The organism is Streptomyces kaniharaensis, from assembly GCF_009569385.1.
Taxonomy (GTDB): domain Bacteria; phylum Actinomycetota; class Actinomycetes; order Streptomycetales; family Streptomycetaceae; genus Kitasatospora; species Kitasatospora kaniharaensis.
Map to the genome: position 1 here is coordinate 4,694,284 of NZ_WBOF01000001.1, position 14,296 is coordinate 4,708,579.

At 70.2% G+C, this 14,296-nt stretch carries 14 protein-coding genes and 2 pseudogenes; 2 read left to right on the forward strand and 14 right to left on the reverse strand.

Annotated features, from left to right (window positions below; genetic code table 11):
* Positions 1-2: 2 nt before the first annotated feature.
* From F7Q99_RS21210 to F7Q99_RS21225, 4 genes are all read right to left on the reverse strand, one after another.
* A complete protein-coding gene (locus tag F7Q99_RS21210; protein ID WP_195911132.1) occupies positions 3-482 on the reverse strand; it encodes an NUDIX domain-containing protein in 480 nt (159 codons plus the stop codon).
* Positions 483-782: 300 nt separating this feature from the next.
* Positions 783-1,256 (reverse strand): hypothetical protein, encoded by a 474-nt coding sequence (locus F7Q99_RS21215; protein WP_153463698.1) that lies wholly within the window; start codon positions 1,254-1,256, stop codon positions 783-785.
* 146 nt (positions 1,257-1,402) lie between these two features.
* Positions 1,403-1,630: a hypothetical protein gene (locus F7Q99_RS21220; RefSeq protein ID WP_153463701.1), complete on the reverse strand. Its 228-nt coding sequence runs from the start codon at positions 1,628-1,630 to the stop codon at positions 1,403-1,405.
* Positions 1,631-1,644: 14 nt separating this feature from the next.
* Complete coding sequence (locus F7Q99_RS21225) at positions 1,645-2,166, reverse strand: helix-turn-helix transcriptional regulator (RefSeq protein WP_153463703.1); 522 nt, start codon at positions 2,164-2,166, stop codon at positions 1,645-1,647.
* A 212-nt stretch (positions 2,167-2,378) separates the two neighbouring features.
* Between F7Q99_RS21225 and F7Q99_RS21230 the strand changes: the two genes are divergently transcribed.
* Positions 2,379-3,581 carry an IS110 family RNA-guided transposase gene (locus F7Q99_RS21230; RefSeq protein ID WP_153463706.1) on the forward strand — a complete coding sequence of 401 codons (1,203 nt, stop codon included), beginning with the start codon at positions 2,379-2,381 and terminating at the stop codon, positions 3,579-3,581.
* Positions 3,582-3,618: 37 nt separating this feature from the next.
* On the opposite strand, the gene F7Q99_RS21235 is transcribed toward F7Q99_RS21230, so the two are convergent.
* From F7Q99_RS21235 to F7Q99_RS21250, 4 genes and pseudogenes are all read right to left on the reverse strand, one after another.
* Complete coding sequence (locus F7Q99_RS21235; protein WP_153463709.1) at positions 3,619-4,299, reverse strand: glutamate ligase domain-containing protein; 681 nt, start codon at positions 4,297-4,299, stop codon at positions 3,619-3,621.
* Positions 4,300-4,439: 140 nt separating this feature from the next.
* On the reverse strand, positions 4,440-5,126 hold the full coding sequence (locus tag F7Q99_RS21240) for a Mur ligase domain-containing protein (RefSeq protein ID WP_195911133.1): 687 nt from the start codon (positions 5,124-5,126) through the stop codon (positions 4,440-4,442).
* Between the two features lie 73 nt (positions 5,127-5,199).
* Entirely contained in the window at positions 5,200-6,609 is a 1,410-nt protein-coding gene (locus tag F7Q99_RS21245) for a glutamine synthetase family protein (protein ID WP_153463714.1), read from the reverse strand.
* Positions 6,606-7,679: pseudogene (locus F7Q99_RS21250) on the reverse strand (amino acid permease); the annotation flags it as partial. The pseudogene F7Q99_RS21250 and the gene F7Q99_RS21245, both read right to left, overlap by 4 nt.
* A gap of 199 nt (positions 7,680-7,878) precedes the next feature.
* Here F7Q99_RS21250 and F7Q99_RS21255 point away from each other — a divergent pair.
* Entirely contained in the window at positions 7,879-9,249 is a 1,371-nt protein-coding gene (locus tag F7Q99_RS21255) for an IS1380 family transposase (RefSeq protein WP_195911134.1), read from the forward strand.
* A gap of 269 nt (positions 9,250-9,518) precedes the next feature.
* Here F7Q99_RS21255 and F7Q99_RS21260 read toward each other — a convergent pair whose 3' ends face one another.
* The 6 genes and pseudogenes from F7Q99_RS21260 to F7Q99_RS21285 form a co-directional block, all read right to left on the reverse strand.
* The gene (locus F7Q99_RS21260; RefSeq protein ID WP_326846942.1) at positions 9,519-10,355 is read right to left on the reverse strand and encodes a transposase family protein; all 837 of its coding nucleotides are present in this window, start codon (positions 10,353-10,355) and stop codon (positions 9,519-9,521) included.
* A 71-nt stretch (positions 10,356-10,426) separates the two neighbouring features.
* Positions 10,427-10,930 (reverse strand): hypothetical protein, encoded by a 504-nt coding sequence (locus tag F7Q99_RS21265; protein ID WP_153463723.1) that lies wholly within the window; start codon positions 10,928-10,930, stop codon positions 10,427-10,429.
* Between the two features lie 211 nt (positions 10,931-11,141).
* Positions 11,142-11,264, reverse strand: a pseudogene (locus F7Q99_RS21270) (DnaB-like helicase N-terminal domain-containing protein); the annotation flags it as partial.
* Complete coding sequence (locus F7Q99_RS21275) at positions 11,261-11,497, reverse strand: hypothetical protein (protein ID WP_153463725.1); 237 nt, start codon at positions 11,495-11,497, stop codon at positions 11,261-11,263. The gene F7Q99_RS21275 and the pseudogene F7Q99_RS21270, both read right to left, overlap by 4 nt.
* A 36-nt stretch (positions 11,498-11,533) precedes the next feature.
* On the reverse strand, positions 11,534-12,457 hold the full coding sequence (locus tag F7Q99_RS21280) for a hypothetical protein (RefSeq protein WP_326846944.1): 924 nt from the start codon (positions 12,455-12,457) through the stop codon (positions 11,534-11,536).
* On the reverse strand, positions 12,454-14,241 hold the full coding sequence (locus F7Q99_RS21285) for a type IV secretory system conjugative DNA transfer family protein (protein ID WP_195911135.1): 1,788 nt from the start codon (positions 14,239-14,241) through the stop codon (positions 12,454-12,456). The genes F7Q99_RS21280 and F7Q99_RS21285 overlap by 4 nt, the downstream gene beginning before the upstream one ends.
* Between the last annotated feature and the right edge of the window lie 55 nt (positions 14,242-14,296).

Sequence of the window (14,296 nt, forward strand, 5' to 3'; positions counted from 1 at the left end):
GGTCACGCCTCCAGGTACGCGGCGGGCCGTTCGCCACGGTGGACTTGGGTCGCGGCGAGCAGGTTCCGGGCGTTGTACTGTTCCATCACGCCGGATGCGGCGGCCTCGTCAACGTCCCACCAGCGGTAGGCCAGGAGTTCACGGGCGGGCAGCTTGATGCGTTCCACGTCGGCCGGGTCGATTGTGGCGTGAAAGGTCAGCATGTGGCAGGGGTAGGCGTAGTCGATGTCAACGGCCTCTGGCCACAGGGCTGCGGCGGGCGTCAACCAGTTGAAAGTCAGGAGCCGACCGACTCGCACAGGTACGCCGATTTCCTCCTCAGCCTCACGCCGGCAGGTCGTCAGCGGGGGCTCGTTGTGCTCCGCCTTTCCTCCGGGCAGGACCCATCGATCCGCCTTGGCATGGTGGACGAGAAGGACACGGCCGTCGGGTTGGGCGATGTAGGCGGCTGCTGCGGCGGAAAATCGGGCACGTTCGGACATGGGTTGTTCCTCTACGGGTTGGTGGGTGGAGCGACGATCCTGGCAGGGCCGGTGCCTAGCTGTCGGCGCGTCGGGCTGGGCGTCACTCGATGGTGGCAACATCAGTTCGATACCGGCGCGTTGCCGTGCGGCTGGTCGCTTCTCTTCGGATCTCGCGGTGCGAGTGTTGTACGGATAGCGGGTCAGTCCACCAGATCCGGATATGCGAGGCGCACCCAGCCGTTCTTGTAGGTGGCTCTCAGCCGACAGTTCATCCGCGGCGGGCGGCGAGATACCGCGCCTGCCCGCACCGATGACTGGTCAGGCCAGGGTGTCGGAGGGGAGGGTGGTGGCGAAGCTGGCGAGCACCGTGTTGACGGCGTCGGGAAGGGACTGCTCTACGGTCAGCCACGGCATCGCCCTTAGGAACTGCTCCTTGGCCTCGCGTGGGCCGGGCATATCCGGGTCACAACCGACGACGATGGCCGTGTCGAGAAAGCCGAAGGCATGCCGAGAGAGAAGGTCAGTGGCCATGACCGGGCCTGGCGGGTTCCAGAAGAGTGCTGCGGTGGAGCGGCGGAGCATCAGCTGGTGCCAGCCGAAGGGCCGCCAGGGTGCGTCGCGGTCGGCGATAGGGGAGGTGGGCACGGGGTTGAACACGGTTCCGGTGAAGGCGGCGTTGGCGAGCAGGAGCAGTGCCTCCTGTTGCCAGGTGGCGTCGGGGCCGGCGGCAAGGAACACCGACGGACCCGTGTTGTCGGCGGGTGGGTGGTCAAGTGGCTCGTCGACTCTCATCCCGGTCTTTTCTCGGGGCGGGCAGTGATGTGCATGGTGGGTGGCCGATAGGCGAGCGCTGTGTCGATGGGGCTCGCTGCGTGGTTGGAGGGGTGCGGCCCTGGCCCGGACGGCCGCCATGGGTTGGTGCTGGCGGTGCGGGAGTATCAGCCAGCTGGTGGCTGGTTGACGCGGCTGCTGTGGCGATCCGAGGGCGCAGCGCGGTGGTTGACCAGGCGGTCGACGGCGGCGAGGGTGCCGAAAGTGGCGACGGCGAAGATGCCCAGGTATACCGGCTGGTGGATCTCGGCGCGGTGCAGCAGGAGGTAGAGGGCAGCGGCGCCGACCTGGGTGCCGATGAGGAAACAGATGGCTCCCAGTACCAGCCGCCTCAACCAGTGCCGGGTACTCACGCCGCCAGCCCGCTGGGTTGGGCGGTGCGGCGCAGGGGACGGGCCGGCCAGGCGGAGTCGATGTCGCTGAGGAGCGTCAGGCCGGTGAGGACGCCGGTGACGCTCGCCTGGACCTGGCTGTGGACGCCCAGCTCGGACAGGAGTGTCTTGGTGTAGGTGCGCATCGTCGTCGGCGAGAGTCCGAAGTCTGCGGTCAGCTCGGGCGTGCTCCGCCCTCCGGCCCAGCCACGCAGGATCTGGAGCAAGCGCGGGGTGAGCCGCGGGGCGATGGCCAGCGCGGCGCATGGCTCGGCGGTGTCGGTGACGATCCGGTAGGCGGTGGCCCAGGCGGCGAGGTGGAGCACGGTGCGGGTGCACGTCTTGGCGAGCAGGGCCTCGATCGCGTCGCCGACCTCGTGCGGTTTCAGAGCGAGCGTGGCGTCGCGGGCGATCGTGTCGTGGCTGGCCCCAGCGGCGACCAGGATGAGGAGCGCGGTGTCCTGTCCGGTGAGTTCGGGCATGGGCGAAAGGTCGGTCATGGCGGTGTCCTTAAGAATGTTGGGCGGTCCGGGAGGACCGGGTGTGGCTGATGGCGTGGTTGCCCTTGATGGCTCCAGGAGAATGGCCGCCCGGTCCTCCGGGACGCTCCGACTGCTGATTGAGAACTGCGGGCATCGCTGGTTAAGGACCTGTCGGCGGAGTGTTCCTCGGGCCATGGAGGTGCTGGTCACGGTGGAACGGAGCGCAAGGCTTGAGCGGGTCGCACGAGCGGATATGGGTCGGCATCGACGCCGGCAAGGGGCATCACTGGGCGGTGGCGGTCGACGCCGAGGGCCGGACGCTGTTCTCGACCAAGGTGATCAACGACGAGGGCCAGATCCTCCAACTCATCGGGGCGGCCCGGGAGAAGGCCGATGAGGTGCGCTGGGCGGTGGACATCTCCGGCAGGGCCAGCGCGCTGCTGCTGGCCCAGCTGATCGCCGACGGCCAGCAGGTCGTCTACGTGCCCGGCCGTACCGTCAATCGCATGACAGGCGCCTACCGCGGCGAGGGTAAGACCGACGCCAAGGACGCCCTGGTGATCGCCGACCAGGCTCGCATGCGCCGAGACTTCGCCCCGATCGAGACGCCGCCGGAACTGGTGTCCACGCTGCAGTTGCTGACCGGCTACCGGCGCGACCTGATCGCCGACCGCGTCCGGCTGATCAACCGGCTGCGGGACCTGCTGGTGGGTATCTGCCCGGCCCTGGAACGGGCCTTCGACTACTCGGCGGCCAAGGGCCCGGTCGTGATGCTGACCGAGTACCAGACCCCAGCCGCCCTGCGGCGGATCGGCGTCAAGCGGCTGACCACCTGGCTGGATCGGCGCAAGGTGCGCAACGCCGCCGACGTCGCCGTCAAGGCCGTGGAGGCCGCCCAGTCCCAGCTCACCGCCCTGCCCGGCGAGGTTCGTGCCGCCAAACTGGTCTGCGACCTGGCCCACCAGCTCCTCGCCCTGGACGAGCGGATCAAGGACAACGACCGGGAGATCCGGAAGACCTTCCGCACCGACGAACGCGCCGAGATCATCGAGTCCCTGCCCGGCATGGGCCCCATCCTGGGCGCCGAGTTCGTCGCCATCGCCGGCGACCTGTCCGGCTACCGGGACGCGGGCCGCCTGGCCTCGCATGCCGGCCTCGCGCCGGTGCCCCGCGACTCCGGGCGCCGGACCGGCAACTATCACCGGCCCAAGCGCTACAACCGCCGTCTGCGCTGGCTGTTCTACATGTCCGCGCAGTCCTCGATGATGCGTCCGGGCCCATCGCGGGACTACTACCTCAAGAAGCGCGCCGAGGGGCTGATCCATACTCAGGCCCTGCTCGCGCTCGCCCGCCGCCGAGTGAACGTCCTGTGGGCGATGCTGCGTGACAAGAGGGAGTTCACCTCCGTCCCACCCGTCACGCAGACGGCTTGACACGGTCATTGAGATTCTCCTGCGGCGGCCGAGCGGTTCACAGCGTGTGAGGGATGGGAGTGGAGGGGGCTGCGAGGTGGAACAGCAGACAGGGTCCGAGCCGGGCGGCCTCGGCCGCGCCGATCACGAGGACGAGGTCGCCGGGTTCGGCGATGGCGGCGATCATCTGCTCGGTGCTCTGTTCGCAGGCGCCCGTCTGGATCCGGTGGACTGCCTCGGGCCCGAGGGCCTCGCTGGCGGCCTGCGCGATGGCGTCGAGCGGGTCGTTGGCGTTCACAGTGGTCAGCGGGGTGCTGACAGGCAGCAGCACCGCCTTGTCCGCGTCGCCGAGGGCGGCGCCGAGTTCGGCGGAATGGGCGGAGGCCCGCGCGAAGCTGTCCGGTTCCAGCACGGCGGTCACCGAGCCCTCGGTGAGCCACCGGGCGGCCGAGACGTCCTCGGAGATCTCTCGAGGGTGGCGGGCTCGGGAGTCCACGACGGTGATCCGGGCCTGGGTGCCGAGGACGGCCAGCGAACGCTCGACGCCGCGGAAGGCGGTGAGGCGGTCGGCGATCTTGGGGGCGCTCTCACCGAGGACGAGCGCGGCGGCGATGGCCGCGCAGGCGGCCAGGGCATGGTGGCGGCCGGCGATCGGCAGGACGAACGCGTGCCGGGCGCCGTCGTGCTGGAGGGTGGGGTGGTAGGCGTCGCCGGTCCAGCGGGGCACCAGGATCCGCACGTCGTCCGTCTCGTTGAGGCCGACGGTGACGATGTGGGGGCCGGGCCGATCGCGTAGGCGCTCGTGCAGGATCCGCGTACCGCTGTCCCAAGTCGGCAGGACGACGGTGGCGGCTGAGCGGGCGAGGTGCTCGGCAGCGGTCAGGCCCTCGATGTTGTCCGCGTAGTGCGGGCGTTCGCGCTGGTGGCCGTGATCAGCGCCACGGCGGGCTTCGGGATGCTGCCCAGGTAGCGGGTGGCAGGTCGGTGCTGCCAGGCACCGGGCGGCGCCGCCTCGTGGGTCGCGGTGTCGGGGCAGAAGTCCACGACGAGCCGCCCCGGTGCGCCGTGACCGGCCGACAGGCCGCGGGCCGGGGCGTTGAGGATCCAGGCCGTCCGCCCGTCGTCGAGCGCGGCGGCCAGCACCGCCGCCGCGGTCGCGGTGCTGTGGCTGCCGCCGACCGCCACAGCCTCGCGCCCGGCCTTCGCGCACACCGCAGACAGCGCGTACGCGCGGGCCAGCACCGGCAGCCGCAGCTGCTGGGCCTGGTCAAGTTCGGCGTGCGGGCCGATCACAATGCCTGACCACACCACGGCTGTGCGGTCCTCGGCGACGTGACCGGCCTCGAAGCCCACCGCCACCCGCACGCCGGCCTGTTTCAGCTGCCCGACGATCGCGTCGTGCTGCTCCTCGGGGGTGACGGAGCCGGTGACGTCGGCGCCCTGCTCGGCCAGCCACTGGGCAAGGCCCGCCATGCCCGGTTTGGCGACATCGACCAGGTGCGGGGCGGACAGCAGGTCGGGCACGGCGATGGCGGGAGCGGCCTCGGGCTGGGTCGCGGTGTCCATACGGGTCTCCAATCGGGATCGGGGGAGGGGAGAAGGCAGGTCCAAGTGGGTGCCGGGACCTGCCCCGTGGGGGTTACGCCTGGGCGAAGCCGCGCTCGACCTCGGCGTTGGTGACGCAGGCGGCGTGGTCATCGACGTCGAGGCGGGCGACAGCGGACAGGTGGGCGACCTGCCGCTCGCCCAGCAGGTCGGCTGCCAGCGTGCTGGCCTCGAAGGTGCGGACCGCATCGGCGAGATGACGCGGGATCAGCGGAGCCTCGGCATCCCGGTAGGCGTCGCCCTCGCTGGCCGGCCTGGGCTTGAGGCCCGCCTCGATGCCGTGGCGGACACCGGCGAGGACGGCGGCCAACGCGAGGTGGGGGTTGGCATCCGCGCCCGGCAGCCGCACCTCCAGATGCAGCCCGCCGCCGTGCCCGACCACCCGCACCGCGCAGGACCTGTTATCCCGGCCCCAGGCGAAGCGGGCCGGAGCGAAGGAGTGCTTGGCAAACCTCTTGTAGGAGTTCACGTACGGGGCCCACAACGGGGCCGTCTGCGGCAGTACTTCCAGCAGGCCGGCGACCGCCTGCTCGCCCAGCTCGGACAGGCCGGTTTCCTCTCGGCCGGAGCCGAGCACTGGTTGGTCGTCTCGGTACAGCGACACGTGCAGGTGCATACCGCTGCTCACGCCAGTCGCCGGGGATGCCATGAACGTCGGCGCCAGCCCGTGCTCCTCCGCAGTCGCCCGCACTGCGTGTTTGAACAGCAGGTGCTGCTCGCAAGCCAATCGCGGTTCCCCGTACGGGAAGGTCACCTCCACCTGACCGGCGGCCCCTTCGAGTTTTACGGCCTCGACCGGGAGCCCGGCTCCGCCGAGGACCTGTCGCAGCCGTCGGCTGAAAGCGGCGATGGTGGAGGGCTGGTCGATGGCGTAGTCGCGGTTGTCCCACGTCGCGGGCCGAAGCTGCCGCCACCCGGCGGCAGCGGCCTGGCCGACGGTCCCCTCGTAGAGGATGAATTCGGTCTCGATCCCGACCGCCACGTTCAGACCGAGGCCGGCGAGGTGGGTGAGCTGCTGGTTCAGCAGGGTGGTCGGCGCGAGCGGGTGTGGCCAGCTGTCCTCGATCGGCTCGGCGAGGACCAGTGCAGCTCCCGGCAGCCAGGGCAGGAGGCGGGCCGAGGCGAGGTCGGGCAGGAGAGCGATGTCGCCGTAGCCGGTGTTCCAGGACGCGAAGGCGCCGTGCTGCGGGGTGGACATGCCTAGGTCGGTGCCGATCACATACCCGCACATCTCGGGGGTGATCCGGCCCGACCGGAGCCGCTCGAGCAACACCTGGGCGTCGTACGTCTTGCCCTTGAGTCGGCCCTGCACGTCGATCGCCGCTAGGAGCACCGTGTCGAGGCCGAAGGCGTCCACCAGTCCGTGCAGCGGACCGACTGGGGACTGTACGGTCGCCGCCGCCCGTGCCGCACGTGACCGTGCGGAGCGCGTCGCCACCCTCATACGACCTGCTCCTCAAGGCTCGCCAGTTGCGGGTCGTCGACGACCGGCACGCTGTACTTCCGGCCTGCCATCCGCCACCACAGCGCGGACAGGAGCAGGACCACTACCAGAGTGATCGGTGCGTAGTTGAACGTCTGGGCGGTCACCGGGTTGGTCTGCGGCAGGCACACCAGCACGGTCACCACGGCCACCCACGCCACCGCGAGGACGCCGACGGGGCGGCTCCACCGGCCCAGGTTCCACGGCCCCGGCTTGAAGTGCTTGCCCTTGCGCAGCCGCAGGAAGACCGGGATGGCGTACGCCGGGGTCATGCCGACCACGTTCACGGCAGTCACGGCCCCATAGGCGGCCGTCGACCAGAGCGAGGGCAGCGCCAGGACGAACGCCACGACCACGGCCAGCCACACCGCCCTCGTCGGTGTCCCATTGCGCGATACCCGTCGCCAAGATGCCGAGCCGGGAAGGGCGTTGTCCCGCGAGAACGCGAAGATCATCCTTGATGCCGCCGCGGTCTCGGCGGAGCCGCAGAACAGCTGGGCGCCGATCACGATCAGCAGAAGCAGCTTCGCGCCACCGTCGCCGAGCGTGTCGAGGAAGATCTGGGCCGGCGGTACGGCCGCGCTCACGGTGCGGTCGTAGTCCTGCATTGCGAACAGCAACCCGCCCAGCAGGACGAAGCCCGCCAGGAGCGAGACCCAGATCGAGCGGACGATCCCGCGAGGAGCAGCCACCTGCGCGTCGGTGGTCTCCTCCGACAGGTGCGCCGAAGCGTCGTAGCCGCTGTAGGTGTACTGGAAGAGCAGCAGGCCGATGGCCGACACATAGATCGGGTTTGACCAGCCGGTGCCGTTCACGAAGTGCCCGAACACGAAGGAAGCGGACTGATGATGAGAGGGGACGACCCACAGAACACCGACGATCACCAGCACCCCGAGTAGGTGCCACCACACGGAGACCGAGTTGAGGATCGACACCACGTGGACGCCGCGCAGGTTCACCAGGGCATGCAGGATCAGGATGGTCGCGAAGATCGTGAGTATCAGCCCAGGGGTGGGCTCGACCCCCCACTGACCCGAATCCGCAGGTAGTGGCGGTGATCGGTGACTGATACGACGACAGGTGCGCTTTCGGTTTGAGAAGATCGGGGTTCCTACACCGTGACCAGCTCAAACGTGAAAGTGCACCTGTCGAGTGAAGACGATATCGCGTCGCCGTACCGTATCCGGTGCCCCCGGTCGTCGCTGGACCAGGCTGAACGCTCGGGTGGGGGTGCCGAACGGGTCGCTGACGGAGAACGGCGGCCTGGTGCTGGTGGCCGAGCTGGACCGGACGCTGGGAATCACCGCCGCCCTGGACACTGGGATCGGCCCGGTCAAGATGCGTGACCGTGGCCTGTCGGGCGGGGAGTTCGCGCTGGCGTTGGCGGCAGTGCAGCTGTGCGGCGAGGACCACTTGGTCGGCTTCGACCGGCTGCGTGCGGACACGGTCGGCGAAGGGCTGCTGCCCGCGCCCGTCCCGGCCGCGACGACGGCCGCCACCTTGGCCGCCCGCTTCAAGCAGGTGCAGCGCGAGGGCCTGGAACGGGCCTCGTCGCAGGTCACCGCCCGTGCGCTGGCCGCACTCCCGATCACCGAACGAGCCCGGATCCTGACCGGGCCGGTGACGATCGACCTGGACGCCAAGGACATCGAGGTCTACTCCACGCGCAAGGAGCAGATCGTCCGTTCCTACAAGGGCGAGATCGCCGGACGGGTGCACGCCGCGCACTGGGCCCAGGCCGGTGTGCTGTTGGCCGCGGACCTGCTGGACGGCCGCTCGGACGGCCGCACCCAGTCCCCGGACCAGATCGACCGGGCAGTGGACGCCGCGCGAGCCGCCGGGGCCACCGGCCGGATCTTGTTCCAGGGCGACTCGGGCTACTACTCCGGGAAGGTCGCCGAGAAAATCGTCGCCCGTGGTGGACTGTTCCGGCTCGGCGTCCCGCGTTCCAAGCCGCTGTGGCGGGCCGTGGCGCGGGTGTACGAGGATGACTGGACCGACGCGCTGGACTACCCGGGCGCGCAGGTCGCGCTGCTGGACTACGCGCCCACCGGATGGCCCGACGGTACCCGCGTGATCGCCCGGCGGGTGCGCTACGACGCCGCAGAACTGTCCGCCGACCCTCGCTCGCGCCGCTCGCGCACCGTCGGCCGCGACCAGCTCGCCCTCGTGTTGGACGGTATCGCCGACACCGCGTACGCCTACTCCTTCATCGCCACCGACGAAGAGCTGGACCTGGACGAGGAGATCGCGAGGGCGGAGTGGGAGTTCCGCCGCCGCACAAGCATCGAGGAGCTGTTCCGCGACACCGCCCACGGCGCCGGCCTGAACCACCTGCCCTCCGGCTCCCACGCGGTCAACAGCATGTGGATGTGGGGCGCGCTGCTGGCCTACAACCTGTCCGCCTGGCTGCAGATGCTCGCTCCGATCGGCACGGCACGTCGCCGGATCGCCACCGTTCGGCGCCTGCTCATCGCCCGCGCCGCCCGCTGGACGCTCACTGCCCGCCGCCACGAACTCCACTTCACCACGGCAGCGGCCGATTTGATCGCGCAGGCGCTGGCCCGGATTCGCGCCCACCGGCCCCTCCTGCCCGCCTGACCGACCGCCCGACCCGGGCCCGAACCACCCCCAACCGCCCTGGAAAGCCGCCCACCCGGCACGACAGCCGGGCCCTCGACCTACCCGGACACACCACAACCGCACTGACAGCCAGCACAGAGATCAACTGATTGACCGTCGGCCACTATCTGCGGATTCGGGACTGAGGAAGTTTCATCGTGATTCGTGCAGGTCACCGGTCCTGGTGTGACGAATAATTGGGGTGCTCGCGCAGCTCATCACGGTGATCACCGCGCGGAGATCATCCGTCACCGTGCCACCTGGTGGTGCGTCAGCACCAGCAGGGCCCGCACGAGTGCGGTCGCGTGCCGCGGATGCATGCGCACCTTGGTCAGGATCCGGAAGGTCTTCAGGTTCGCGAAGCCGTGCTCGACCGGCGCTCGCAGGCTGCTGACCAGCCGGTTCACGACCTTCTTCGGGGACGAGAGGCGCTTTCCGCCGCTCGCCTTGAACCCCGTGATGACCGCCGGCTGCTCCTGGTCCCCGTCGTCCAGGCCGACGAACCCCAGGTCGGCCACCGCACCCAGTCGAAGTTCCCGCAGCCGCGCGCACAGCTTCTCGTAGCGGGCGGCCGTGATCTCGCTGCAGGCGCCCCGGCGGGCCGAGGAGATCCACAACAGCCGCCCCTTCGCGTCGGTCAGGGCGAGGAACAGCAGGCCATGCGCCTTGTGCTTGCCCGAGTAGTTCTTCCGGTTCGCCCGGCCGGTCCGCCGCCGGGTACGGATCAGCGTGCCGTCCAGAAGCACCACGCACCCGCTGTCCTTGGCCACCTTCGCCAGCGCTCGGTCCAGGCGGGGAGAGCGTGCGGCCAGCAGGTCGATCACCTCCAGTACCCACCGGCGCACCGTGGAGGCCGAGACCGCGTTGCCGCCGGCCAGGTCGGCCAGCCGCTCGTCGTTGCGCAGGTGGGCCAGTGCGATCACGGCGATCCGCCCGGCGTCCAGCTTGCGCCAGCGGGAGCGGATCGTCTTGCGGTGGGCGCGGATCAGGCCGGCCACGTAGTTGACGGTCCGGCTGGACAGCGGCAGGCGGACGGAGTAGACAAGGCTGACGGTGTCCCCGGTGGGGCTGGTCCTGGTTTTCACGAGCTTCCCAACTCCCGCCGGGGTAAGCCGTGTTGCGGCGGGAATCGGCCGTTATTCCGGGACCGCGCGCCCTACCGGGGCAGGTAGCGTCCGGCCGCGGTTCGGGTGATCCAGCCGCGTTCGGCCAGCTTGCGCAGCTTCCCGCGCACCGGCTCCACCTTCGCCGGCACCGGATCCAGCCCCAGCTCACGGGCCACGTCCTTGGCCTGCAGCGGGCCGTCGCCGTCCGCGACGATCCCCATGATCGCCTGATAGTCGGCCGGCAGGTCCTGCGGGCCGCTGTCCTGGCCGCAGTGCGGGATCAGCAGCTGGCCTGCGGCGCCCGGCGTCACACCGGCGCCGGGCGCGGGCGCGGCGGGTTCTCCGCCGGTGGCCTCCTCCAGGGCCTGCTGCCAGGCCTCGGCGTCGGGATGCCCGGCGTCAGCGTCCTCCTGGTACTGCCGGTAGACGACCTCAGCGGCCTCCAACCGAGCCACTTCGGCCTCGGTGTCTGCCAGCTGCTTGCGCAGCCGCTCAACGCGTTCTTCCAGCACCACGCGGCGCTCCAGCAGCCACACCATCAGGTTCTGAGCCATATCCCCTCCCGCGCGGGCCCACCACAGCCCCTGCTCGCACAGTAGGGGACCGGCACACAGCGTGCAGGAGATCCCGGGAAGACAGCCAGAAAGGCTGACGGATGATCTCCGCGCGACGATCACCGTGATGAGCTGCGCGAGCACCCCAACCACTTGTCACACCAGGGCCGGTGACCTGCACGAATCACGATGGAACTTCCTCAGTGGTGGACAGCGCCCGGTGCACTGGGCGGTAGAAGTGGTCAGGGGCGAGCCAGGAGAGCGCGGCGAGCTGGCCAGGGTCCAGGAGGACGGCGCCGAGGACCGCCTGCTCGGCCCGCAGAAGGGGCTTCACCGCGCGTCCCGGCGAACGGATTCGCGCTTCTGGGTACGCAGTTCGGCAACGGCCTGGTCGGCGGCGGCCATCGCGGCGGCGAACCGGTCCAGCTCACCGGTGAAGGTCGGGTCAGTGGACAGGATGGAACGGCTGCCGGTGACCAGCCACCACTGGCCGCCACGGCGGACGACAGGTGAGTTGGCGAGGCGCTCGGAACGGGGAGCTGACGAGGACGGGGTGTTCGAGGACACAGAGGGCTCCTGACGGAAGAGGAACGGGACGGGATTTCAGGCAGTGAGATCGAAGCCGGCGCTCACCGGGGCGCCGGAGCGGCACGACCAGGGCGAGCAGCCGTCCGCGTCGCCGTTCTCCAGCTCGGCGTCCGCGATGGCGTCGAAGATGTCGCCCTGGCGCCCGGACCACTCATGGGCCGTGACCCGGTCGATCGGCGCCTGGTCGAGCGGGCGGCGCGAGCGGTGCAGGTACGCCTGGCCGAGCAGCGGGGTGCCCTGCGCGGTGGCCCGCGCGTTGCCCTTGCGGATGGCGTGGTCGAACTCCACGACGTCCTGCCACTCCTCCGGCGAGCCGTCGCGCAGCTGCCTCCACTGGGAGTTGCCGTGGTACGGACACCCAAGACACGCACTCTTTGGGGTCGAACCGAGGCCCCGTGAGCGCAGCAGCCGCACGCAGTCCGAGCGGGAGAATCCCAGCTCGATCAGCGGGAAGCGGTTCTTCATGTAGGCGACGTCGGCGTCCTTGGCCCGGTGGACCTCATCCGTGCTGATACCGATCCACTGCTCGACGAAGACCCCGGCGGGCACGCGCTGCGGGTGCGGGTAGCCGAGCAGCTGGCGGACCTGCTCCTTGATCGGCCGAATTTTGTACTGACCCGTGCACTGCCTACGTGAAAGCCCTTCGGTGCCTTGGGGGTTGAGGATGTGCAGCGGCATCGACGCGAACCGCTTGGACGGGCCGAGCGCGTCCTCGCGGATGTTGCCGGAGGAGACCCGCAGGATCGGGATGCCCGCGGGCTCGGCGATCTCCCGCTCGATCCGGTCCAGATGTTCGTAGACGGCACGGGGCTCCCAGCCCGTGTCGGCGAAGATCGCCACATCCAGGCCGGGAAGATGGCCCTCGGCGGCCAGGAGCAGAAGACGGGTTGACTGGACCCCAGCGCCGAGCGAGAGCGAGCGAAGCTGCGGGGCGCTCACGACGCCAGCCCGAAGTCGTCGCGACCGGCGGTCTTGGCGATGGCCCGCTCGGTGATCGCCCGCGTGGCCAGGACCGAGGCCGGGCCGATCTCTTTCGCGGAGGGCTCCTTATACCAGGGCCGAAGCTCGAGCATCGCCGCTCGGAGGCCGGTGGCGAACAGCAGGGCCTTGCCCTTGGGTAGCGCGCGGATGGCGTCGGGGGGCAGGATCCGCTCGGTGCGCATCGACACGGAGGTGGACTTGCCGCCATCGCTGGTGGAGACGGAGGTGGTCTGCACGTCGTGGTCGCCGATCAGGCGGGACAGGCGGTCCGCGAAGTCGCTGTCGTCGATGCCACTACCGATGATCTTGACGGTCGCGGCGCTCCACAGCGAGTCCATGCCGGCCTCGCCCCAGCACTTCTGGCCCTGCCGGTAGGACTGCAGGATCGTCATCGGGATGACACCGCGACTGCCCAAGTGCGAGTACAGGTCGGGGAGATCGCTGATCCGGCAGACGTTGGCGGCCTCGTCGAGGACGCACAGCGCGGGCGGGTCGAGCCGTCCGCCCGAGCGCTCGGCGACGATGACGGCCGCGCGCATCACCGCGTCGGCCGCAGCCGCGATGATTGCCCCGGCGTTACCGCCGCCGTCCTTGCTGAGCAGGTACAGGGTGTCCCGCGAGGTCGCGAAGTCGGCGGGCTTGAACTCGGGCAGGCGCTTGGTGGGCGTCACCCAGGCGGCGATCTCCGGATCCAGCAGGCAACTCGCGTACTGGCGCGCGGTTTCGTAGATGCCATCACGGGTTTCCGTCGCGCCGGACACGGTGCCCTGGAGCTGGGCGGCGACCGCGTGGTGGCCGGCATCGGTCAGCAGGTCCACCGGGGTGCGGTCCGCCGGGGAGGCCAGCCAGGCGAGCACGTCGGTGATCGGGCGGCGGAACGAGGCCGCGGCGAGGAAGAGCGCTCCGAGGGTGTTGCTCGCGGCGGTGCTCCAGAAGTCGCTGCCGTTGGACTCATCCACGCTGGCGGCGGCGAAGTGCCCGGCGAGCCGCTTGGCGCCGGCGAGATCGCGGGCGTCGGCCAGGATGTCCCACCACATCTCGCGCGGGTGGTGGGCGATCTGCTGCGGGTCGAGCGTCCAGATCGTGCCGACCTTCGCGCGGGCGTCGACCGTCGCGGTGAACGCGTCGTTGGCCGCCTTGTTCGAGGTCAGCAGAACGGGTCCGGGGGCGGCGAGGATGGCGGGGATCGCCAGGCCGGAGGTCTTGCCACTGCGGGGCGCCATGATGGCGAGAAACACGTCCTCCCAGGAGCCGCGCACTGGAGTGCGGCCGGGCGAGAGGGTGCCGGCGAGTACGCCCCGGTCGGCCGGCGCGATCTGCTTCGGCTTGAGGTCGGACAGGCTCGGCCGCAGGCTCTTCGCCTTGGCGGTGATCTCCTTGTCCAGCAGCGGAGCGAGATCGGCCTTGCGAGCAAGCCCGTTCTTCGCGCCACCGCGCCGATGCAGCACCACGCCGAGCGCGATGCCGGCCAGGAGCGCGGTGAGCAGGCCCGGGACGATCCTCGCCCCGATCTGCATAGTGGTCGGCGTGAGGTGTGGCCACAGGAGCTGCGGGTGAAGGAGTGCGTCGACCGGCTTGACCGGACACCACGGGCCGCTGCCGAGAAGGGAATTGGCGAGGTTGCCGGTCAGCCAGGCGAGGGAGCCGAAGGCGAGGGCGGCGCCGACGAGGCCGAAGAGGAGGTAGAGGAGTGCGTCGGTACCGGTGGTGGTCGACGGCGCGCTGGTACGCGGAGCAGGCATGGGGAGTCCAGGGGGTGGCGAGCGGGCGGTGGGGCGGGGCGCGCTCGGCTCTGGT

Coding starts and splice junctions, on each gene's coding strand:
- F7Q99_RS21225 (WP_153463703.1), bottom strand. CDS start 2,166: ATGACCGACCTTTCGCCCATGCCCGAACTCACCGGACAGGACACCGCG.
- F7Q99_RS21215 (WP_153463698.1), bottom strand. CDS start 1,256: ATGAGAGTCGACGAGCCACTTGACCACCCACCCGCCGACAACACGGGT.
- F7Q99_RS21265 (WP_153463723.1), bottom strand. CDS start 10,930: ATGGCTCAGAACCTGATGGTGTGGCTGCTGGAGCGCCGCGTGGTGCTG.
- F7Q99_RS21210 (WP_195911132.1), bottom strand. CDS start 482: ATGTCCGAACGTGCCCGATTTTCCGCCGCAGCAGCCGCCTACATCGCC.
- F7Q99_RS21240 (WP_195911133.1), bottom strand. CDS start 5,126: ATGGACACCGCGACCCAGCCCGAGGCCGCTCCCGCCATCGCCGTGCCC.
- F7Q99_RS21285 (WP_195911135.1), bottom strand. CDS start 14,241: ATGCCTGCTCCGCGTACCAGCGCGCCGTCGACCACCACCGGTACCGAC.
- F7Q99_RS21245 (WP_153463714.1), bottom strand. CDS start 6,609: ATGAGGGTGGCGACGCGCTCCGCACGGTCACGTGCGGCACGGGCGGCG.